At 66.0% G+C, this 20,951-nt stretch carries 19 protein-coding genes and 1 tRNA gene; 18 read left to right on the top strand and 2 right to left on the bottom strand.

The features are described 5' to 3' along the window. Positions 1-10: 10 nt before the first annotated feature. Both CURSPS6_RS05535 and CURSPS6_RS05530 read right to left on the bottom strand, forming a co-directional pair. On the bottom strand, positions 11-898 hold the full coding sequence (locus CURSPS6_RS05535; RefSeq protein ID WP_051687658.1) for an alpha/beta hydrolase: 888 nt from the start codon (positions 896-898) through the stop codon (positions 11-13). Between the two features lie 70 nt (positions 899-968). After that, a tRNA-Arg gene (locus tag CURSPS6_RS05530) sits at positions 969-1,041 on the bottom strand. Between the two features lie 192 nt (positions 1,042-1,233). Here CURSPS6_RS05530 and CURSPS6_RS05525 point away from each other — a divergent pair. The 18 genes from CURSPS6_RS05525 to CURSPS6_RS05440 all read left to right on the top strand — a co-directional run bounded on the left by CURSPS6_RS05525 (position 1,234) and on the right by CURSPS6_RS05440 (position 20,879). Continuing rightward, entirely contained in the window at positions 1,234-1,536 is a 303-nt protein-coding gene (locus tag CURSPS6_RS05525; protein ID WP_030014716.1) for an urease subunit gamma, read from the top strand. 11 nt (positions 1,537-1,547) lie between these two features. Continuing rightward, positions 1,548-1,976: an urease subunit beta gene (locus tag CURSPS6_RS05520; protein WP_051687657.1), complete on the top strand. Its 429-nt coding sequence runs from the start codon at positions 1,548-1,550 to the stop codon at positions 1,974-1,976. Between the two features lie 29 nt (positions 1,977-2,005). Continuing rightward, a complete protein-coding gene (ureC, locus tag CURSPS6_RS05515) occupies positions 2,006-3,721 on the top strand; it encodes an urease subunit alpha (RefSeq protein ID WP_030014712.1) in 1,716 nt (571 codons plus the stop codon). Positions 3,722-3,746: 25 nt separating this feature from the next. Continuing rightward, positions 3,747-4,229, top strand: a complete 483-nt coding sequence (ureE, locus tag CURSPS6_RS05510) for an urease accessory protein UreE (RefSeq protein WP_030014710.1) — start codon at positions 3,747-3,749, stop codon at positions 4,227-4,229. Then, a complete protein-coding gene (locus CURSPS6_RS05505) occupies positions 4,210-4,926 on the top strand; it encodes an urease accessory protein UreF (protein WP_030014708.1) in 717 nt (238 codons plus the stop codon). Before ureE ends, CURSPS6_RS05505 begins: the two co-directional genes overlap by 20 nt. A 24-nt stretch (positions 4,927-4,950) precedes the next feature. Beyond that, on the top strand, positions 4,951-5,562 hold the full coding sequence (gene ureG, locus CURSPS6_RS05500) for an urease accessory protein UreG (protein ID WP_030014706.1): 612 nt from the start codon (positions 4,951-4,953) through the stop codon (positions 5,560-5,562). Next, a complete protein-coding gene (locus tag CURSPS6_RS05495) occupies positions 5,563-6,471 on the top strand; it encodes an urease accessory protein UreD (RefSeq protein WP_082470112.1) in 909 nt (302 codons plus the stop codon). 42 nt (positions 6,472-6,513) lie between these two features. Beyond that, positions 6,514-7,587, top strand: coding sequence for a HoxN/HupN/NixA family nickel/cobalt transporter (locus CURSPS6_RS05490; RefSeq protein ID WP_051687835.1), 1,074 nt, complete (start codon positions 6,514-6,516; stop codon positions 7,585-7,587). Continuing rightward, the gene (locus CURSPS6_RS05485) at positions 7,584-8,525 is read left to right on the top strand and encodes an urea transporter (protein ID WP_051687656.1); all 942 of its coding nucleotides are present in this window, start codon (positions 7,584-7,586) and stop codon (positions 8,523-8,525) included. Before CURSPS6_RS05490 ends, CURSPS6_RS05485 begins: the two co-directional genes overlap by 4 nt. A gap of 9 nt (positions 8,526-8,534) precedes the next feature. Then, positions 8,535-10,193 (top strand): arginine--tRNA ligase, encoded by a 1,659-nt coding sequence (gene argS, locus CURSPS6_RS05480; RefSeq protein ID WP_030014700.1) that lies wholly within the window; start codon positions 8,535-8,537, stop codon positions 10,191-10,193. Then, positions 10,194-11,681 carry a diaminopimelate decarboxylase family protein gene (locus CURSPS6_RS05475; protein ID WP_030014699.1) on the top strand — a complete coding sequence of 496 codons (1,488 nt, stop codon included), beginning with the start codon at positions 10,194-10,196 and terminating at the stop codon, positions 11,679-11,681. 30 nt (positions 11,682-11,711) lie between these two features. Continuing rightward, a complete protein-coding gene (locus CURSPS6_RS05470; RefSeq protein ID WP_030014698.1) occupies positions 11,712-13,010 on the top strand; it encodes a homoserine dehydrogenase in 1,299 nt (432 codons plus the stop codon). A 59-nt stretch (positions 13,011-13,069) separates the two neighbouring features. Beyond that, entirely contained in the window at positions 13,070-14,170 is a 1,101-nt protein-coding gene (thrC, locus tag CURSPS6_RS05465) for a threonine synthase (protein ID WP_030014697.1), read from the top strand. A 10-nt stretch (positions 14,171-14,180) separates the two neighbouring features. Further along, complete coding sequence (gene thrB, locus CURSPS6_RS05460; protein WP_051687655.1) at positions 14,181-15,200, top strand: homoserine kinase; 1,020 nt, start codon at positions 14,181-14,183, stop codon at positions 15,198-15,200. Between the two features lie 519 nt (positions 15,201-15,719). Then, the gene (gene rho, locus CURSPS6_RS05455; RefSeq protein WP_051687834.1) at positions 15,720-17,684 is read left to right on the top strand and encodes a transcription termination factor Rho; all 1,965 of its coding nucleotides are present in this window, start codon (positions 15,720-15,722) and stop codon (positions 17,682-17,684) included. 131 nt (positions 17,685-17,815) lie between these two features. Next, the gene (prfA, locus tag CURSPS6_RS05450; RefSeq protein ID WP_030014693.1) at positions 17,816-18,898 is read left to right on the top strand and encodes a peptide chain release factor 1; all 1,083 of its coding nucleotides are present in this window, start codon (positions 17,816-17,818) and stop codon (positions 18,896-18,898) included. A gap of 3 nt (positions 18,899-18,901) precedes the next feature. Next, complete coding sequence (prmC, locus tag CURSPS6_RS05445; RefSeq protein ID WP_235503678.1) at positions 18,902-19,861, top strand: peptide chain release factor N(5)-glutamine methyltransferase; 960 nt, start codon at positions 18,902-18,904, stop codon at positions 19,859-19,861. A gap of 55 nt (positions 19,862-19,916) precedes the next feature. Further along, positions 19,917-20,879: an L-threonylcarbamoyladenylate synthase gene (locus CURSPS6_RS05440; RefSeq protein ID WP_051687654.1), complete on the top strand. Its 963-nt coding sequence runs from the start codon at positions 19,917-19,919 to the stop codon at positions 20,877-20,879. Positions 20,880-20,951 lie beyond the last annotated feature (72 nt).

Raw genomic sequence — 20,951 nt, 5'->3', positions numbered from 1 at the left:
GGGGCCGGCGTCACCGGCGAGAGAGGTTGGGCTCCTCCAGCCTGCTCCTGACCCAGTCCACCACGCGCGCCAGCCGCGGTTCGTCGTGGTAGATCGATGCGTCGGAATGATCGGCCTGGGGAATGATTTCCAGGGCCGTCTGGATTTCCCGGGAGCGCAGGGCCGTGTGGGCCGCGGCGGACTGGTTCCACGGGACACAACCGTCGGAATCACCGTGCAGGTAGAAGACCGGTCGGTGGCCGGGGGAGAGGCATGCCTCCCGTGCGTAGTCGACCGGGTGGGCCCGTGACCAGGCAATCTCGGCGGCGGTCCCGGGCGGCGGCGGGAAGGTTGAACCGAGCAAGCGCCACTCGGCCCCGTCGTCGTCCGGATGTTCCAGAGGCAGGCCACACGCAACGCGATCGTGGAAAATCGACCGGAGATCGCTAACGCCGTAGAAACTCACGGCGCAACCCACCGCCGAGGAGGCCACCCACGGGCGGGGCCCTTCCAGGTAGGTGTCCTCCGCGTCCCCGGTCGCGGCAGCGAGTTGGGCGAGGTGGCCTCCCGCCGATGCGCCCGAGACGGCGATTCGTTGGGGATCGATTCCATAGTGAGCGGCTTCCGCGCGGAAGTGCCTGATCGCCTGCTTGAGGTCGTGCAGCGGTTCGGGGAAGCGCGCGCGTGTGGTCAGCCGGTAGTTGATCGAGGCGACCGCAAAACCGGCGGCCTGGAAACGCTCCCGGACCCGATGCTGACCGTTCTCCGAGAACCTCAGGGAGGATTTGTCCCCGAATCGCCAGGCCCCGCCGTGGACATGAACGAGCAGTGGGGCCGGCGTCGTGACGGGCCGCGACGGAGGGTAGAGATCGAATGACCGGTCGGGATCCTCGACGCCCGCATAGAAGCCGTCGATCATCACATCATCCTCACACCGGTCTGTGGATACCAGAAGACCCCGCAGCCGACGGGCGAACGGGGTCAAAAAGTGCCCTCGATAGGATTCGAACCTACGACTTCTTGCTCCGGAGGCAAGCGCTCTATCCACTGAGCTACGAGGGCAACGCCTCATAGCGTAGCAGGAAAATCCGCTGGAAGACCAAACGGCGCGCGCCCGCGTTCATATACTTAGCAGTGCAATGCAATTCAGGTTTCTCGCAGACTTGCCGAGTAGTACATGTCATGGGTTCCAGCGAGCGGCCTGACCCCGGGCCGCCGCGGAATTCGGGTCCACCAGTGTAAGGAGAATTTGTAGTGCATCTTCAACCTCGTGAGCAGGAGAAACTCCTGACGGTCGTCGCGGCGGACCTGGCCCGGCGGCGTCAGGCACGCGGGCTCAAATTGAATTACCCCGAGGCGGTGGCGATCATCACGTACGAGCTTCTCGAAGGGGCCCGCGACGGACGCAGCGTGGCGGACCTCATGAGCTGGGGAACCACGATCCTCTCGGTCGACGACGTCCAAGACGGCGTCGCGGGCATGATTCCCGATGTCCAGGTCGAGGCGACGTTCCCGGACGGGACCAAGCTCGTCACCGTTCACCAGCCGATTCGATAGGAGCATCAACCATGCAACCAGGTGAATACGTCCTCGCAGACCGACCCGTCGTGTGCAACGAAGGTCGGGAAACCCTGGAACTCGAGGTCCTCAACCGCGGGGATCGCCCCGTTCAGGTCGGATCCCACTTCCACTTCGCGGAGTCCAACCGGGCCCTCCGCTTCGACCGGGACAAGGCCCGGGGATTTCGGCTCGACATTCCGGCGGGCACCGCCGTCCGCTTCGAGCCGGGGGACTCCACGAGCGTTCGGCTGGTGGCTTTCGGCGGAGACCGCACGGTCTTCGGATTCCGCGATCTCGTCGACGGTCCCCTCGACGCCGTCGAGCCGACAACGCTCAAGAGCGAAAGGCCCTATCAACGGCACGAGTCGGCCGCGGGCGACGCACCGGACCCGCTGCCGGCTCGGGAAGACGACGACTACTCGAACCAGTCGCACTAGCCGCGACGCACCGAAGAATCGAGAAATTCATGAGCTTTGAACTCAGCCGTGACCAATACGCCAATCTCTACGGGCCGACGACCGGCGACGCCGTCCGCCTCGGCGATACCGAACTTTTTGCGGAGATCGAGAAGGACCTGACGACCCCGGGCGAGGAGGCCGTCTTCGGAGGCGGCAAGGTCATTCGCGACGGAATGGGTCAGAACGGGCAACTTGTCCGCGACGTCGGGGTCCCCGACCTGGTCATCACCAACGTCGTCATCATCGACTGGACGGGCATCTACAAGGCAGATGTCGCGATTCGGGACGGCCACATCGCGAAGATCGGCAAGGCCGGCAACCCCCACACCATGGACGGCGTGGACATCGTGATCGGTGTGGCCACGGACGTCATCGCCGGGGAAGGAAAGATCCTCACGGCGGGCGGCATCGACACCCACATTCACTTCATCAGCCCGGATCAGATTGAAACGGCGCTGGTCTCCGGGATCACCACGATGATCGGCGGCGGCACCGGGCCGAGCGAATCGTCGAAGGCCACGACCATCACGCCCGGCGAATGGAATATCGGCAATATGCTGCAGTCCTTCGAGGAGTTCCCGATGAATTTCGGGCTCCTCGGCAAGGGCCACGGCTCCTCGGTCTCGCCCCTGGCCGAACAGATCCGAGCCGGAGCGATCGGCCTCAAGGTCCACGAGGACTGGGGCGCGACGCCGTCGTCGATCAACACCTCGTTGCAGGTCGCCGACGAATACGACGTCCAGGTCGCCATCCACACCGACACGCTCAACGAAGCGGGATTCGTGGAGGACACCAAGGCAGCCATCGACGGCCGCGTGATCCACACCTTCCACACCGAAGGCGCGGGCGGCGGGCATGCCCCCGACATCATCGAGCTGGCGGCGGAGAGCAACATCCTGCCGGCCTCGACCAACCCGACGTTGCCCTATACCCGGAACACCATCGAAGAACACCTCGACATGCTGATGGTGTGTCACCACCTGCGCGCCGACATCCCCGAGGACGTGGCCTTCGCCGACTCGCGCATCCGCAAGGAGACGATTGCCGCCGAAGATGTCCTGCACGACCTGGGCATCTTTTCCATGACCTCCTCGGATTCGCAGGCCATGGGACGCGTGGGCGAAGTGGTCCTGAGGACCTGGCAGGTCGCCCACTCGATGAAGGTTCAGCGGGGAAAGCTCGCGGAGGATCAAGGCACGGCCGGAGATAATTTCCGCATCAAGCGATTCATCTCCAAGTACACGATCAACCCGGCCATCGCCCACGGGATCTCCGATTCGGTGGGATCGATCGAAGAAGGAAAATTCGCCGATCTGGTGCTCTGGGAGCCGAAGTTTTTCGGCGCCAAGCCCGATCTCATCATCAAGGGCGGCCAGATGGTCCACGGGCCTATGGGCGACCCCAACGCCTCGATCCCGACCCCGCAGCCCCGCAATTACCGTCGGGCCTTTGGCGCTTACGGTGCGGCCACCGCGTCCTCGTCGATCACGTTCCTCTCCCACGCGGCGGTTAAGGGTCAGGTTCCCCGGAAGCTCGGGCTGCGCAAGGTCATCCGCGAATGCGGCGGGATCCGATCGCTGACCAAGGCCGATCTCCGGTTCAACGGCGAGACGCCGAAGCTGTCCGTGGACCCCGAGACCTACGAGGTCAGGGTCGACGGCGAGGTGGTTTCGTGCGAGCCCGCAGAGCACTTGCCGCTCACGCAGCGCTATTTCCTGTTCTAAGTTCGTTCCCTCAAGGAGGACATTCATGATCGTGACCCGAATCGCGGGCAACGCGAAAGACGACCCCGCAATCGTCGAGGGGACACACGTCGAAAAGGTGGTCCTGCCGAGCCAGGATTTGGTCAAGCGGATCCAACGACTGACCACGGACCACGGAACGGAGATCGGACTGCGGCTTCCGTCCGGGGCTCCCGACCTGCGCGACGGCGACATCTTGGCGCTTCCCGGGGGCGAGACCGCCTCGGCGATTCTCGTCGAGGTCCTGCCGAGCGACGTTCTGGTGATCCGTCCGTCGAGCATCCTGCAGATGGGGAAGGTCGCCCACAGCTTGGGCAATCGCCATCTTCAGGCCCAGTTCTTCGGCGCGGAGAGCGACTACGGTGCCGAGGTCATGGTCGTCCAGTACGACCACACCGTCGAGAAATTCCTGACGGACGAGCACGTCGCCTTCGACCGTCAGGACCGCGTGATGCCGGTGCCTTTCCGTCATGCCGAACACACCCACTGAGGCCGGTGCCACCGGCGCGTTGGCGCGCCTCATGGGCCTGATGCAGCTCACGGACTCGGCCCTGCCGACCGGGGCCTTCAGCCATTCGCTGGGGTTCGAGACCTACATCCATCGAGGCGACGTCGGTGACGAGGAAACCTTTACCGCGTGGCTGACCATGTTCATCGAACAACAGCTGACCTACACGGACGCGATCGCCATCCGGCTGGTGTACCGGGCCGAACGGCCCGACGACGTGGCCGACGTCGATGACCTCGTCACCGCCCAGGCCCTGCCCCAGCAGATCCGGGACGGCGGCATCACCATGGGCAAGAGGCTTCTGGCCATCGGTAGCTCCGCGTACCCGGACGGCCAGTGGACCGAAGTGTATTCGGCAGCCGTCACCCAGGGGCGGTGCCACGGCCACCAGGCCGTGGCGCTCGGCGTCCTCGCCCGCGACCTCGGGATAGGGGTCGACGAGGCCGTCACGGCGCATCTGTACGCCTCGGCGATCTCGCTCACGCAGAACGCCGTGCGCGGCATTCCCCTGGGACAGAACGCGGGACAACGGATCATCGCGGCGGTTCAGCCGGATGTGCTGCGGGCCGTCGAGGCCTCCCGCGGCCTCGGCGAGGCCGACCTCGGGGCGATTTCGCCGGGGCTGGAGATCGCTCAGATGGCCCATGAGCGTCAACGCGCTCGACTATTCATGAGCTGACAGACACAACGACAGGAGAGATTAATGGATCCGATCATCATCGGCATCGGCGGTCCCGTGGGGGCCGGCAAGACGCAACTCATCGAAAGGATCTCGAGGGCCGTCAGCCACGAGATCCCGATGGCGGCCATCACCAACGACATCTACACGATCGAGGACGCCAAGATCCTCGCCCGCAATTCCGTGCTCCCCGAGAGCCGGATTCTTGGCATCGAGACCGGAGGTTGCCCCCACACCGCCGTGCGCGAAGACACGTCGATGAACGAGGCGGCCATCGAAGAGATGAAGCGGCGCCACGACGACTTGCAGGTGATTTTCGTGGAATCCGGGGGCGATAACCTCTCCGCGACCTTCAGCCCCGAGCTCGTCGACTTCTCGATCTACGTGATCGACGTGGCGCAGGGGGAAAAGATCCCCCGCAAGGCCGGACAGGGAATGATCAAGGCGGATCTCTTCGTGATCAACAAGACCGACCTGGCACCGTACGTCGGCGCTGATCTGTCCGTCATGGAGGCCGACTCCAAGGTCTTCCGCAAGGACAAGCCGTTCGCGATGACGAACCTCGTGACCGACGAAGGCCTGGACGACGTTCTCGACTGGCTGCGGCGCGACGTCCTCATGACGGACCTGTCCTGAATGGTCAGCACACCGAACGCCGCATCGACCGGCGGGGTGGCTCGACGCGACGTCGTGGACGCGCCGATCGCCGGCAAGCTCAGGTTGGGCATCCGGGTCCGGAACGGCCGCTCCTACGCGGCCGATCAGTATCACGAGAACGCCCTGCGGGTTCTGAAGCCGTTATACCTGGATGATTCGGGCCAAGTGGTCTACACGATGGTGAACCCCGGAGGCGCGTACCTAGGCGCCGATGTCTACGAGATCGACGTGGACATCGGCGCGAACGCCTCGCTGTTACTGACCACGCAGTCGGCGACCAAGGTCTACAAGACACCCCAGGGGCCAGCGCGGCAACGTCAGCGAATCCGGCTCGCCCCGGGGAGCGTGCTCGAGTCCGTGCCGGATCAGGTGATCGTCTACCGGGAGGGCCGTTACCTCCAGGAGACCGTGGTGGACATGGACCCGACCGCCACATTGCTCATGGGCGAGATCGTGACTCCGGGCTGGTCCCCGACGGGCGTTTCCTTTGCCTACGAGGAGCTCCGGATGCGCACCGAGATCCGGGCCGAACTCGACGGACGCCCACGCCGTCTGGCGGTCGACAACCTGCGCATCAAGCCGGGGGAGGGCCCCGACGTCGCCGGGATCGGATTCATGGAGGGGTACAGCCACACCGGCCAGCTCCTGCTCGCTGACCGTCGCGTCCAGGACCTGATCCCGGAGCTTGCCGACCTCGTTGAGGCTTCGTCGACCCGGTCCAGCATCAGCAAGGCCGGCGCCGACCGGCCCGACGGGCTCGCGTGCTGCGCGATTCGTAGCCTGGCCGATCGGACCGGTGACATTAGGGACCTGCACCTCGGCATCGCGAACCTGGTGCGTGATCGTTGGCGCGGCCAACGAGCTATCGACCTCCGGAAATACTCTTAACCATTTTTCATCGCATCTTTGAAAGGGACGACGTTGACCAACATCACGACCTCGTCGCTCTACGACAGGTACATCACCCGTCGTGACGTTTTGCCTCTACGAGTCAGGGTGGGGTTCACCTTCGGGGCCGTGGGGCTCCTTCACCTCCTGGCGATCGGGTGCCTGCTCACGGCCCTGGCCCCCGGCGCCCAGGCACTGACCCTCGGCGTCGTGGCCACCGCGTACGTCGCGGGGATGAAACATTCCTACGATTGGGACCACATCGCGGCGATCGACAACTCGACGCGGAAATTCGTCGCGGAAGGACGGAATCCCGCGAGCGTGGGCTTCGCCTTCAGTCTGGGCCACTCCATGGTGGTCACCCTCGCGGGAATCATGGTGATTGCGGGGGTCCAGTTTGTTCACGGCGCCTTCGAGGAGGGCAGCACCGTGAACCTCGTATTGGGCCTCATCGGGGCGGGCGTTTCCGGGTTCTACCTCTTGGTCCTGGGCATCTACAACAGCGGCATCGCCGTCCGTCTCATCCGTGCGGTCCGAGGCCGCACGGACATCGCCCAGGGTCATGTCCACGACCTCGACAACAGCGGCGGGCTGGTCGCGCGCCTGCTCAGGGGGCCGCTCTCACGGATCCGCAGGCCCCGGGACATCTTCGTCATCGGATTCCTCTTCGGGCTCGGATTCGACACCGCGACCACGATCGGTCTGCTTCTCCTGACCGCCTCGGCGTCGCTCGCCGGCGTGCCCGCGATCGCCCTGCTGGGCCTGCCGCTGGCCTTCACCGCGGCCATGACCTTGTGCGACAGCCTCAACGGCCTGGGCATGATGAAGCTCTACTCCTCGGCGCTCGTGAAGAAGTCGACGAGGCTGCGGTTCAACGCCACGGTCACGTCCCTTTCCTCCCTGGCGGCCCTCTTCATCTCGGTGATCACCCTGGGCGGGTTCTTCCACGAGCTCCTCGGCCTGGAGGATCCGATCACCTCCTGGCTTGCGGACCTGGACCTGGGTGACGCGGGGCTCGTGCTGATCGCAGCCTTCGTGCTCGTGTGGCTGACCTTCGCGTTCACTCACCGTCGGCGCGGGGCCGACCCCGCGACTCCGGGGGATGAGCGTTCATGAATCTGACGCGGGGCTCGCGCCCTCTTCGCGCCCTCTTGCGCGGCGTCTCGCAGATCTTCTTCGTGCGCAACGCGCTCGCGGGCGGGGTCATACTGGTCGCGCTGGCCTTGTCGGCCTGGTACATCGCCGCTCTCGTCGCGCTCGGGGTCGTCGTGCAGACGGCAGGGGCGGTACTCGTCCGGAGGGACACGAGCGAGATCGACGACGGCCTGATGGGTTACAACGGGGCCCTGGTCGGCGGGGTCCTCGCCCTCGACCTCGGACCGACCGGTGCGGCCGTGCTCCTGACCGTGCTGGGTGCCCTCGTGTGCATTCCGATCCACGAAATCGTCCGGCGCGTTTTTGCGGCCCCCGGGCTCCGACGGTTCGGCCTTCCGGTCGCGACGGCGCCCTTCTGCATCGTGGCATCGATACTCTACGGGGCGATCGTGCCGCTGATCGTAGCGGCCGGCCCGACCACCGCGGAGGATCCGCTCACGGCCACCGTGTCGGGTTTTTTCCAGGATTTCTCCGAGGTGGTGCTCGCCGATGGCCCCGTGCCCGGGCTACTGATTCTGGTGGCCCTGTTGATCGGCTCGTGGAGGATTGGACTGGCCGGCGCGATGGGGAGCGCGCTCGCGGTGGTCCTGGGGCTGGCGATACGCGAGCCGGCGGACGATGTCTCGGCGGGCCTGGTGGGCTATTCGGCGGTACTCGCCGCGATCGGCCTCGGCGTGGTGGTTCGCGCCGAGTCCACGGCCCTCGCCCGCTGGATCGCCGGCACGGTGGGGGTCGCGTTGACGATCCTCTTCCACCACCTCTTTGCGGTCTGGTCGGTGCCCGCCTATACCTGGCCGTTCCTCCTGGCGCTATGGCTCGTGTTGATCTTGTGGCATCTTCTCGGTCAACCGCGTCATGGGCGCACGTCATGGAAGGAGGCATCGGCCGACTCCTTGTAGACTGGACAAGTGACTCCCGAAGAACTCTCCGTAGCAATTTCCGAATGCCTGAACCAGGCCCTGACCGATGGTGAGCTCGCCGTCTCCGAGGGGCAGCCGATTCCCGAGGTCAAGGTCGAGCGACCCAAGAACCGGGATCATGGCGACTGGGCCACCAACATCGCCCTTCAGCTGGGCAAGAAGGTCGGCAAGAACCCCCGCGAGGTCGCCTCGTTGTTGGCGACCCGCATTCAAGGCATCGACGGGGTCTCCCGCGTCGACATCGCCGGGCCCGGGTTCCTCAACATCGTTCTCGACGCCGCGGCCGCCGGCATCTTGGCGCAGGCCATTCTCGAGGCCGGTCCGGCCTACGGCCGTTCCGAGAAACTGTCCGGAACTCACATCAACCTGGAATTCGTCTCGGCCAACCCGACCGGCCCCATCCACCTGGGCGGAACGCGGTGGGCGGCCGTCGGCGATTCGTTGGCGCGCATCTTGATCGCCAACGGTGCCCAGGTCACCCGGGAGTACTACTTCAACGACCACGGCACGCAGATCGACAGGTTCTCCAAGTCCCTCTTGGCCGACGCCCGCGGAGAGGGCACCCCCGAGGATGGATACGGCGGCGAATACATCGGCGAGATCGCCCGCCGCGTTCTGGAACAGGCCCCGGACGCCCTGGGGTCGGCGGACCCGCAGGAGGTCTTCCGTTCTCTCGGCGTGGACATGATGTTCGAGGAGATCAAGAAGTCCCTTCACGACTTCGGCGTGGACTTCGACGTCTATTTCCACGAAAACTCGCTGTTTGACTCGGGCGCCGTCGAGAAGGTCCTCGAAGAGCTGAAGACGAGCGATGCTCTCTACTTCGCCGATGGCGCGTGGTGGCTCCGCTCGACCGACTACGGCGACGACAAAGACCGCGTGGTCATCAAATCCGACGGCAACGCCGCCTACATTGCCGGAGACATCGCGTACATCGCGGACAAGCGCCGCCGCGGTGCCGATCTGGCGATCTACATGCTGGGCGCCGACCACCACGGATACATCGCCCGCCTCAAAGCCGCGGCGGCCGCGATCGGGGACAACCCCGACGCCGTCGAGGTCATGATCGGTCAGATGGTCAACCTGGTGCGTGACGGCGAGGCCCTGCGCATGTCCAAGCGGGCCGGGACAGTGGTGACTCTCGAGGACCTCGTGGACATCGTCGGCGTCGACGCCGCGCGGTATTCGCTCACACGGTTCTCCGTGGACTCCAACATCGACATCGATTTGGACCTGCTGACCAAGAGGTCCAACGAAAACCCGGTGTTCTACGTGCAGTACGCGCACGCCCGGACCTGCGCCGTGGCCCGCAACGCCGCCGACACCGGGGTCACGCGGTCCGAGGACACCTTTGAGGCTTCCCTGCTCGACTCTGCCGCCGACGAAGATCTCCTGGCGGCATTGGGGCAGTTCCCGGGCGTCGTCGCCGAATCCGCCGAATTGCGCGAGCCGCACCGGGTCGCCCGCTATCTGGAGCGCCTCGCGGGCGCGTACCACCGCTGGTACGACTCCTGCCGCGTCGCGCCCAAGGGCGAGGAGGAGATCACCACTACGCATCGCACGCGTCTGGCCCTCAACGACGCGACGACTCAGGTCCTCGCCAACGGGCTGGACCTGCTGGGCGTCAGCGCCCCGGAGAGGATGTAAATGAGTGGCTCCGACACGACGCTCGTTCCGGACTGGCTGAGCGTTCCGGCGGACCCCGCCGCTCTCGATCCCTCGATTTGGACCCCGTCCTTCCAGCGTGACGCCTCGGGCGAGATGACCGTCGACGGGCATCCCGTGACTGACCTGGTCCGAGACTTCGGAACCCCCGCCTACGTCTACTCGGAGGACACCTTTCGCTCCAGGGCGCGGGAGTATCGCGCGGCCTTCGAGGAAGCCTTCGCGCAGAAGGGCGCCGAGGTCTCCGTGTACTACGCGGGCAAGGCGTTTCTCTGTGCTTCCGTCGCTCGGTGGGCCCGTGACGAAGGCCTGAACCTGGACACGGCCTCGGGCGGCGAGCTGGCCCTCGGGCTGGCGGCCGGCATGCCTGCCGGACGCATCGCCCTGCACGGCAATAACAAGTCCGTGGACGAGATCCGCCGGGCCTTGTCGGCGGGGGTGGGCCGCATCGTCGCCGATTCCGTGCCCGAACTGTTTCTGATCGACCGCCAGGCACGTGAGCTTGGCGTGACCGCCCCGGTCATGATCCGCGTGACCCCGGGGGTCCACGCCGAGACCCACGACTTCATCGCGACGGCGCACGAGGACCAGAAATTTGGGGTTTCCCTCGCCGAGGGCACCGCGGCCTTGGTCCGCGAGGTCATCGGGGAAGGGCTCTGGAGCGCCCTGGGGCTGTCCCCATCGGACTCCGCGGCGCTGCTGGCGGGCCTCGTGGCCGACTCCCTAGACAACGTGGACCTGCGCGGATTCCACTCGCACATTGGATCGCAGATCTTCTCCGCCGACGGCTTCGGTCTCGCGGCCGAACGGGTGCTGGGTCTGATGGCCGAGGTGAGCCGACGGATCGAGCGCGATATCCCCGAACTCGACATCGGCGGCGGGTACGGCATCGGCTACATCGCCGGTGATCGGCCCCGGCGGCCGGCGGACATCGCCGGTGACCTGGCGGCCGTCGTGACATCGACCTGCACGTCCATGGGAATTTCGATCCCTCACGTGTCCATCGAACCCGGTCGCGCCCTCACGGGACCGGCCGGCGCGACGCTCTACACGGTCGGAACCCTCAAGGACGTGGCCGTTGACACCGAGCCGGGAGGCACCCAGGTTCGGCGGTACGTCTCCGTGGATGGCGGCATGTCGGACAACGCCCGGCCCGTTCTCTACGACGCGGACTACACCGTGACACTGGCCAACCGCACGCCGGAAGGAACCCAGGTGCTCTCCCGCGTGGTCGGCAAGCACTGCGAGTCCGGGGACATCGTCGTCAGATACTGCTACCTCCCGGCCGACCTGCGGAGCGGCGACGTCCTGGCGGTGGCCGCGACGGGAGCGTACTGCTGGGCCCTGTCGAGCAACTACAACTATCTGCCCCGCCCCGGCGTGGTGGCCACCTCTTCGGGGGTTGCTCCGCGCACCATCGTGCGGGGCGAAACCGAGGACGATCTTTTCGCCCGGGACGCCGGTCTATAGGACAGCGCCCGGAAACAGCTAGGAGAATTCATGACGGAATCGACCATCAAGGTGGCGCTTCTCGGCGCCGGAACCGTGGGATCGCAGGTAGCCCGGATCCTGACGGAGGACCGTGACGAACTCGCCCAGCGCATCGGGGGGACGCCCGAACTCATCGGCATCGCGGTCCGTTCCGTGGATACGCCGCGAGACTACAAGGCGGCCGACGCCCTCTACACGACGGATGCCGAGTCCCTGATCGATCGGGCCGACGTCGTGATCGAATTGACCGGAGGCCTGGAACCGGCGAAAACCCGTATTCTCCACGCGCTGGCGGCGGGTAAACACGTGGTGTCCGGAAATAAGGCCCTGATCGCGGCCCACGGTGCCGAACTCATGACCGCCGCCCGACAGTCGGGGGCCCAGTTCTCCTTCGAAGCCGCCGTCGCCGGAGCGATCCCGATTCTTCGCCCCCTGCGTGACTCCCTGGCCGGTGACCACATCACGCGGGTCCTCGGGATCATGAACGGGACCACCAATTTCATGCTCGACGCGATGGACGCACGGGGCGCGGACTTCGACGAGGTCCTGGCCGAGGCGCAGCGTCTCGGCTATGCCGAGGCGGATCCCACTGCCGACGTGGAGGGCCATGACGCCGCGGCCAAGGCAGCGATCGTCGCGTCGTTGGCTTTCCACTCGGAGTTCCACATCGACGACGTCCACTGCACCGGAATTTCGGATATCACGGCCGACGACGTCACCGCCGCGGCCAACGACGGATACGTCATCAAGTTGCTCTCGGTGTGCGAGCGTGACGGCGAGGGCGTGAACATCCGTGTCAACCCGGCCCTGATCCCGCGCTCCCACCCCCTCGCGAGCGTCCACGACGCCTACAACGCGGTCTTCGTGGAGTCTCGGGACGCGGGGGAGCTCATGTTCTACGGCCCCGGTGCGGGGGGAGCGCCCACGGCATCGGCGGTGATGGGCGATTTCGTATCCCTCGCCCGGCGTAGCGTCCTGGGCGGTCCCGGCGTGCCGGACTACTCCTACCTCGGTCTCGCGGCGACGTCGCTATCCAACGTCGTCTCGCGATACACGGTCGGGCTGGAGGTCAGGGACCAGCTGGGCGTCCTGGCCAAGATCGCCAACGTCTTCGCCGAGCACGGGGTCTCGATCGAGACCATGCACCAGGCCAAGCACCGTGAGCGGGAGGACACCGCGGGCGACCACGCCACGATCCGCATCGTGACGCATAAGACCAGCAACGAGGACCTTCGGTCGACGATCGCCGAATTGACCTCTCTGCCCACGGTGTACAACGTCACCTCGGTCATCCAGGTCGAAGGCTGAGCACCCCAACTACCCCCACGGCCGGGACGGTCCCGGCCCGTTAACACGTGAGGAAACCCATGGCACACGTCTGGCAAGGCGTCATCAACGAGTACATCGACCGGTTGCCGGTCTCGGATCCGAAGAACATCGTGACGTTGGGGGAGGGCGGAACCCCGCTGATCCGCGCGCCGAAACTGTCGGAACACACCGGCAACGACGTCTACATCAAGTTTGAGGGCATGAACCCCACCGGTTCCTTCAAGGACCGCGGTATGACCATGGCAATCACCGCGGCCAAGGAACAGGGCGCCGAGGCCGTGGTGTGCGCCTCGACCGGGAACACGTCCGCCTCCGCGGCGGCCTACGCGACGCAGGCCGGGCTCACGTGCGCGGTGCTGGTCCCCGAAGGCAAGATCGCGATGGGCAAGCTCTCGCAGGCCATCGCCCACGGCGCCGAACTGATCCAGGTGAACGGAAACTTCGACAACTGCCTCGAGGTCGCGCGCAAGCTCGCGGAGAGCTACCCCGTCTTCCTGGTCAACTCGGTCAACCCGGCACGCATCGAAGGACAGAAGACCGGTGCCTTCGAGGTCGTCGACGTCCTGGGCGACGCGCCCGACTACCACGTGCTGCCGGTGGGCAACGCGGGCAACATCACCGCGTACTGGAAGGGCTACCAAGAGTACTCCGAGCCGTACGTGAATTCGGCGGGCGAAACCCTCCCGGCCGTGTCGACCAAACGCCCCGCGATGTGGGGCTTCCAGGCGGCCGGTGCGGCTCCCATCGTTCAGGGTCACCCCATTTCGGAACCGGACACGATCGCCACGGCGATCCGCATCGGCAATCCCGCTTCGTGGGACAAGGCCATCGCGGCCCGCGATGAATCGGGCGGACTCATCGACGCCGTGACCGACGCCGAGATCCTCGAAGCCCACCGGTGGCTGTCGTCGAAGGAGGGCGTCTTCGTCGAGCCCGCTTCCGCAGCCGGCGTCGCGGGCCTGCTGAAGAAGCACCGTGCGGGGGAGGCCCCCGAGGGTAAAACCATTGTCATCACCGTCACGGGACACGGGCTCAAGGACCCGCAGTGGGCCCTGCGGGGGGCCGACGGCGCCGACGTCGAGCCGAAGACCGTGGACTTCGACGTGGTGTCGGTCGCCGACGCGCTCGGCCTGGCCTAGGGCGTCGAGCATGGAGACCTCACCCCTCGTCGACGGCGAGTCCGCCGCCTCATACGGCCCCGAGCTGATCCCCCTCGGAACCAGCGTCCGAGTGCGCGTCCCCGCGTCCACGGGCAACGTGGGACCGGGCTATGACAGTTTAGGGCTCGCCCTCGGCCGGTATGACGACATCACGGTCGAGCGGACAGAAGGCCCTCTGAGCTTCGAGTTGAGCGGGGAAGGAGCAGAGGAAGTTCCCCAGACCGAGGCGCACCTCATCGTCCGGGCCATGCGCACCGCGTGGAAGGCCATCGGGTTGCTTGAGTTGCCGGGACTGAGGATCACGGCTCACAACCGCATCCCGCATTCCCGCGGGATGGGTTCATCGGCCTCGGCGATCGTCGCCGGCGTGGTGGCGGCCAACGCCATGGTCCCGGAGCAGGCGCGGCTGTCCCAGAACGCGGTGCTCCAGATCTGTTCGCAGATGGAGGGGCACCCCGACAACGTGGCCCCCTCGCTGTTTGGCGGCCTCGTCATCTCCTATTCGACCGCCGACGGCTTCCACTCTGTTCCGGTGTCGGTCGCCTCGGAGATCGTGCCGGTCGTGGCGGTTCCCGACTACGAGGTGCCCACCCGGATCGCACGGGGGCTTATCCCCGAGAGCGTTCCTCACCGTGAGGCCTCGGTCAATAGCGGGCGTGCGGCGCTTCTGGTTCACGCGATGAAGGACGCCCCGAGCGAGCTCTTCGCGGGCACCGAAGACCTGCTGCACCAGCAATATCGGGCCAGCGCGATGCCCCCGAGCGCGGCCCTCGTCGCGCACCTGCGCGGTCGGGGCCTGCCGGCGATCATCTCGGGCGCCGGTCCCACGGTGCTGACGCTCGCTCCCAACGAGGCGGAAGCCGACCGTGCCGTGGACGCCATCGCGCAGTGTGCGGAGGATCCCGACCAGAACATGGGGGAGCGGCAAATCGCCTGGACCGTCGAAAAGCTGACCGTGGACCGGAACGGTGTTATAGTGGAACACAGCAAACCCGCCGGCCTTTTCTGAAGCGTCGGGGTTTGACGGTCGGACTCCCTACCTTGAGGTAGCTGAGTCCATGAGACCGGATTGTGAAGTCCCGCCGATCTGGCGGGTGGACGCGTTGGAAACACGTCCCTCAACACTGAGGTTTTCGGAATGAGGGCGACGCGGCCTGGCGCCGCGTGAACTCTATCCACAGGAAAACTTTTCGGTGGGCTGCCCCGAATATTTTTTCGGGGTGATGTGAGGGAATGAACCGCGTCATTGATCCGCGGGCTATCTGGCACGTGGATTGCGCGCATATCGCATCAATTCTGGCGATGTGCGCAGACCATCAATATTCGGCTTGCGTTTCAGAGGCCAAGCCACGTCGAGGGGGAAGGATCCTTCGTGACCGTATCGACCGACCTATCGGGTGCGGACCAGCCGGCCAACAGTGCGGCTGAACAGACTCGCCAGAATGCCGAGTCTCCTGAATCTCAGAACACCAGTCAAAATGCCGCGGCCACGTCGGCCGCGTCGAGCGAGGCCAAGGGCAACGGCGGCTTGAGCGCCCTCAAGCTGGCCCAGTTGCAGTCGCTCGCCTCCCAGCTGGGCATCGTCGGTGCCCGTCGCATGCGGAAGTCTGCCCTCGTGGAGACCATCGCCGCGCATCAGCGCGGTTCCGCGGTGGCGGATCGCGACAAGAAGGCAGAAGAGCAGAAGAGCCAGGGCAACGCGGCCAAGGAGACCGCTTCCGACGGTCAGGGCTCGGCCGAGGAGAAGTCCTCGGATCGTCCCGCGCGTTCGCGGTCCCGCCGCGCCTCGTCGGATGGTTCCTCCGCCAAGGAGGCCCCCAAGGGCAACGACGGTTCTCAGAACGCCGAGGACTCGGCTTCCACGCAGAACGGTCAGCCCGAGGCCGGGCAACAGGATCAAGAGCGTGGAAAGCGCAATGATCAGCGCGGCGGCAAGCAGGGCGGTCAGGACCAGGACTCGTCCAAGGGCGAGGATAAGAACCCGAACGACCGCAACCGTCGTGGCCGCAATAAGTCCAAGGATGGAAACTCCGAGGACGGTAACCGGCAGAACGATTCCCGTCACCACAATGAGGGTGGCCGGAACAATAATGACGGCAAGAACAATAATGACGGCCGGAATAACGGCGACGGCCGGAACAACAATGACGGCAAGAACAATAACGACGGCAAGAACAACGACCGTCGCAATAACCGCAACAAGGGCAATAACAACGGCCCCGAGGACGACGACAACCGCAAGGGTCGTAACCGCCGCAACCGCAATCGCAACGACCGTCGCGACCGTCGTCGCGGACGCAATAACGGTCCCGAGGTCGACGACACCGAGGTGACCGAGGACGACGTCCTGTTGCCCGTGGCCGGCATCTTGGATGTCCTGGACAATTACGCCTTCGTGCGGACCTCCGGTTACCTGCCGGGTCCGAACGACGTGTACGTCTCCCTCGCGCAGGTCAAGAAGAACCATCTGCGCAAGGGCGACGCCGTGGTGGGCGCCATCCGCGCGCCGCGTGACGGCGAGAACCAGAACAACTCTCGCCAGAAGTTCAACGCCTTGGTGCAGTTGACGAGCGTGAACGGCAAGAAGGTCGAGGAGCTCAGCGAACGCGTCGAGTTCAACAAGCTCACTCCCTTGTACCCCAACGAGCGCCTCCGTCTGGAGACCGAGCAAAAGAAGATCGGGCCGCGCGTGGTCGACCTCGTCGCCCCGATCGGCAAGGGACAACGCGGACTCATCGTCTCGCCGCCCAAGGCCGGCAAGACGCTGATGCTCCAGTCGATCGCCAATGCGATCACGACCAATAACCCCGAGGTTCACCTCATGATGGTCCTGGTCGACGAGCGTCCGGAAGAAGTCACCGACATGCAGCGGACGGTCAAGGGAGAGGTCATCGCCTCGACCTTCGATCGCCCCGCGGATGACCACACGACGGTCGCCGAGTTGGCGATCGAGCGTGCCAAGCGCCTCGTCGAGATGGGACACGACGTCGTCGTGCTGCTCGACTCGATGACCCGCCTCGGCCGCGCGTACAACCTGGCGGCCCCGGCCTCGGGTCGTATCTTGAGCGGTGGCGTGGATTCCGCGGCCCTGTACCCGCCCAAGCGCTTCTTCGGCGCCGCCCGCAACATCGAGGAGGGCGGATCCCTGACGATTCTGGCGACCGCTCTGGTCGAGACCGGCTCGAAGATGGACGAAGTCATCTTCGAAGAGTTCAAGGGCACCGGCAATATGGAGCTCCGCCTCTCCCGCCAGCTGGCGGACAAGCGCATCTTCCCGGCCGTGGACGTCAACGAGTCCGGCACGCGCCGCGAAGAGAACCTGCTGTCGCAGGACGAGATCAAGATCATGTGGCGCCTGCGTCGCGTGCTTGCTGGTCTCGATCAGCAGCAGGCCCTCGAGGTGCTCACGAGCAAGTTGCGCGACACGCCGACCAACGTGCAGTTCCTTCTGCAGGTTCAGAAGACCACCCTGGGATCCAAGTCCGACGACTAGCTTCCCTGAACCGGCGCCCGATCCACCGAGTGGACGGGCGTCGGTTTTTTGCCGTCCGAGCGCAGTGGTCGCGCCTGGAGATGAAATACTGAAGGCCACACCACCTTTCGTGACGATCACCGAGGACCTCAATGTTCGATTCCATCCAATCCCTGCTCGATGAGCACCAAGAGTTGCAGCAGCAGCTGGCCGACCCCGCGGTCCACGCCGACCAGGTGAAGGCCCGCAAGCTGGGTCGTCGCTACTCGGAGCTGAACGGCATCGTCGAGGCGTACCGCAAGGTGCGCGGGCTGGAAGGGGATCTTGAGGCCGCCCGAGAAATGGCCGAGGAGGACACCGAGTTCGCCGCGGAGATTCCCGGGCTCGAGGAATCCCTGAGCGAGTCCGAAGAGCGGCTTCGGCGGTTGCTGATCCCGCGGGACCCCGACGACGGGCGCAACGTGATCCTCGAGGTCAAGGCCGGTGAAGGCGGCGACGAATCTGCGTTGTTCGCGGGGGACCTGCTGAGGATGTACGCGCGCTATGCCGAACATAAGGGGTGGAAGACCGAGATCATCTCGTCGACCGAATCCGACCTGGGCGGATATAAAGACGTGCAGATGGCCGTCAAGGGTAACTCCAACGATCCGGCCGAAGGCGTGTGGGCCCACCTGAAGTACGAGGGTGGCGTGCATCGCGTTCAGCGCGTTCCCGTGACCGAATCTCAGGGCCGCATTCACACCTCCGCGGCCGGTGTCCTGGTGTTCCCCGAGGTCGACGAGCCGGAAGAAATCGAGATCAGCCAGAACGACCTGAAGATCGACGTGTATCGGTCCTCGGGGCCCGGGGGACAGTCGGTCAACACGACCGACTCCGCCGTCCGCATCACGCACCTGCCGACCGGGATCGTCGTGGCCATGCAGAACGAGAAGTCCCAGTTGCAGAATCGTGAGGCCGCGATGCGCGTGCTTCGCGCGCGCCTGCTCGCTCACCAGCAGGAACAGCTCGACGCCGAGGCCGCCGAACACCGCAAATCGCAGGTCAAGACGATGGACCGTTCGGAGCGAATCCGTACCTATAACTTCCCGGAGAACCGCATCGCGGACCATCGGACCGGTTACAAGGCCTACAATCTCGAGACCGTCATGGGCGGAGACCTCGAAGCCGTGGTTCAGTCGGCCATCCAGATGGATGAGGAACATCGACTGGCCGCGTTGGGCAACGACGCCGAGTAGATCGTGAGCACCGAGCCTTTATCCGATTCGCCGGGGCCGGGCGAGGAGCAGCCCCTCGACGGCCTGCCGCTCGACGGCGCGTTGCGTCTCGCGACGCGCCGTCTGGCCGCGGCGGGTATCGTTTCGGCCCGGGCCGAGGCGGAATTGCTGGCGGCCCACGCGTTTCGGGGCGCCGACGGCGCCGAGCCGAGCCGCGGGCAGATCGCCGCGCGTGCCCTGGTGGGTTCCGCGGTCGCGCCGGACGGGTACGAAGACTTGATCGCGGCCCGGGCCGAGCGGGTCCCTCTGCAACACCTGACCGGGCGGGCGCCGTTTCGACACCTGACCCTGTCGGTCGGGCCGGGGGTTTTTGTCCCGCGACCCGAGACCGAAATTCTTATCGACCACCTCAACGCCTACGTGGGCTCGCTCGAGACTCCCGATCGCGCGGTGATCGTCGATCTGGCGACCGGATCCGGGGCGTTGGCCTTGGCCGCGGCGCACGAGAACCCCGGCAGCCGGGTGATCGGGGTCGAACTGTCCGAGACCGCCGCCGCGTGGGCACGCCGCAACGCCTCGACGGCCTTCGCCTTGGCCGGTGGGCCGGCAATCGCCGACCGCGTCGAGATCCGCACCGAAGACGCGGCCCGCGCACTTCCCGGTTGGGAAGGCGCTGTCGACGCTGTGGTGACCAATCCGCCGTATATCCCGACGGCCGCGGTGCCCCGAGACCCCGAGGTGGCCCACCACGATCCCGAGATGGCCCTCTACGGAGGGTCCGCCGATGGGATGGCGATTCCCACCGCCTTCGTCCGTCGGGCCGCGCGCCTGCTGCGCCCCGGCGGCCTGCTGATCATGGAGCACGCCGAAGTTCAGGAGGAACCCGCCGCGGCGTTGTTCGCATCGGCAGGATTCACCGACGTGGTCACGGTGCCGGATCTCACCGGTCGTCCGCGGGCGACGAAGGGATACGCTGGGGGATGAGAAATCTCCGGCAAGCCACCGGGCCAACCATCACGCAACGAAAGACGCATCACCTGTGAACGCAACCGTCTACACCGCAGAGACCGCCGAGGATCGCGAGACCGCGCTGGCGGCCGTGGAGAAAGCCGTCCTCGACGGTCGCACCGCGGTCATCCCGACGGACACCGTGTACGGCATCGCCGCGGACGCCTTCTCCCGGGGAGGCGTCCAGCAGCTCCTGAACGCCAAAGGACGCTCCCGTCGCATGCCGCCGCCGGTTCTCATCGCGGATGCGAGTGTTCTTCCCGGCCTGGCCGACGATCTGAGCGCGGACGCAGAGGCCCTCGCCGAGGCTTTTTGGCCCGGGGCCCTGACCCTCATCGTGTACTCGCAACCCTCCTTGAACTGGGATTTGGGCGAGACCCACGGGACCGTCGCCCTGCGGGTCCCGAACGACGACTTGACCCGGGAGATCCTGCGTCGGACCGGGCCCTTGGCGGTCTCGTCGGCGAATCGGACCGGGCAAAACGCGGCGACCACCGCGCAGGAGGCCGCGGAACAGCTGGGAGACCGCGTCGAGCTGATCGTCGACGGCGGGATACGTCCGCTGGGCCGCGCCGCGGAAACACCCAGCGCCGAGGCGGCCCCTTCGACGATCATCGACGCGACCGGCGAACGGCCCGTCGTCGTGCGCGCTGGAGCCCTGGACCTCGATGAGCTGCGGAAAGTTGCCCCACGGCTGGTGACTCGGGAAGAGCTCGAGCGCGAGGAGCCGGCCTCGGACGAGGCGAGCCCGTCCGTCCGGGGCCCGGGCGAAGGACCGAAAGCCTCCGAGGCTCAGCCCGGATCCGTCGAAGAAAGCCTGGTCGGGGGCCCTCGCACCGGTGCCCCGGACCAAGCCCGGTCGGTGGATCAGCTCAGAACCCGTGAGACGGCCGAGGGTCAGAAGCGACGAGCGCGCAAGGCCCAGACCCGACCGCTAGGGGTGGAGGAAGCCCGCTCGCTACTGTTCCCCTCCCCGGGGGACGAACGGTCGTAGCCTTGTCCTGACCCGCCACGCGATGCAACGGGGCCCCTCCCTTGAGAGGGGCCCCGTTGCATTGGGCTGCTT

It is taken from the genome of Curtobacterium sp. S6, from assembly GCF_000710345.2.
Classification (GTDB): Bacteria; Actinomycetota; Actinomycetes; order Actinomycetales; family Micrococcaceae; genus Rothia.
Note: the sequence above shows the minus strand (reverse complement) of the source record. Positions and strands in the feature narration are given on the sequence as shown.

Excerpts from the sequence above, each read along its gene's own strand:
- CURSPS6_RS05470 (WP_030014698.1), top strand. The coding sequence starts at position 11,712 with ATGACGGAATCGACCATCAAGGTGGCGCTTCTCGGCGCCGGAACCGTG.
- CURSPS6_RS05475 (WP_030014699.1), top strand. The coding sequence starts at position 10,194 with ATGAGTGGCTCCGACACGACGCTCGTTCCGGACTGGCTGAGCGTTCCG.
- thrB (WP_051687655.1), top strand. The coding sequence starts at position 14,181 with ATGGAGACCTCACCCCTCGTCGACGGCGAGTCCGCCGCCTCATACGGC.
- CURSPS6_RS05485 (WP_051687656.1), top strand. The coding sequence starts at position 7,584 with ATGAATCTGACGCGGGGCTCGCGCCCTCTTCGCGCCCTCTTGCGCGGC.
- ureE (WP_030014710.1), top strand. The coding sequence starts at position 3,747 with ATGATCGTGACCCGAATCGCGGGCAACGCGAAAGACGACCCCGCAATC.
- ureG (WP_030014706.1), top strand. The coding sequence starts at position 4,951 with ATGGATCCGATCATCATCGGCATCGGCGGTCCCGTGGGGGCCGGCAAG.
- CURSPS6_RS05495 (WP_082470112.1), top strand. The coding sequence starts at position 5,563 with ATGGTCAGCACACCGAACGCCGCATCGACCGGCGGGGTGGCTCGACGC.
- prfA (WP_030014693.1), top strand. The coding sequence starts at position 17,816 with ATGTTCGATTCCATCCAATCCCTGCTCGATGAGCACCAAGAGTTGCAG.
- ureC (WP_030014712.1), top strand. The coding sequence starts at position 2,006 with ATGAGCTTTGAACTCAGCCGTGACCAATACGCCAATCTCTACGGGCCG.
- CURSPS6_RS05535 (WP_051687658.1), bottom strand. The coding sequence starts at position 898 with ATGATCGACGGCTTCTATGCGGGCGTCGAGGATCCCGACCGGTCATTC.
- CURSPS6_RS05520 (WP_051687657.1), top strand. The coding sequence starts at position 1,548 with ATGCAACCAGGTGAATACGTCCTCGCAGACCGACCCGTCGTGTGCAAC.
- thrC (WP_030014697.1), top strand. The coding sequence starts at position 13,070 with ATGGCACACGTCTGGCAAGGCGTCATCAACGAGTACATCGACCGGTTG.
- CURSPS6_RS05505 (WP_030014708.1), top strand. The coding sequence starts at position 4,210 with ATGCCGAACACACCCACTGAGGCCGGTGCCACCGGCGCGTTGGCGCGC.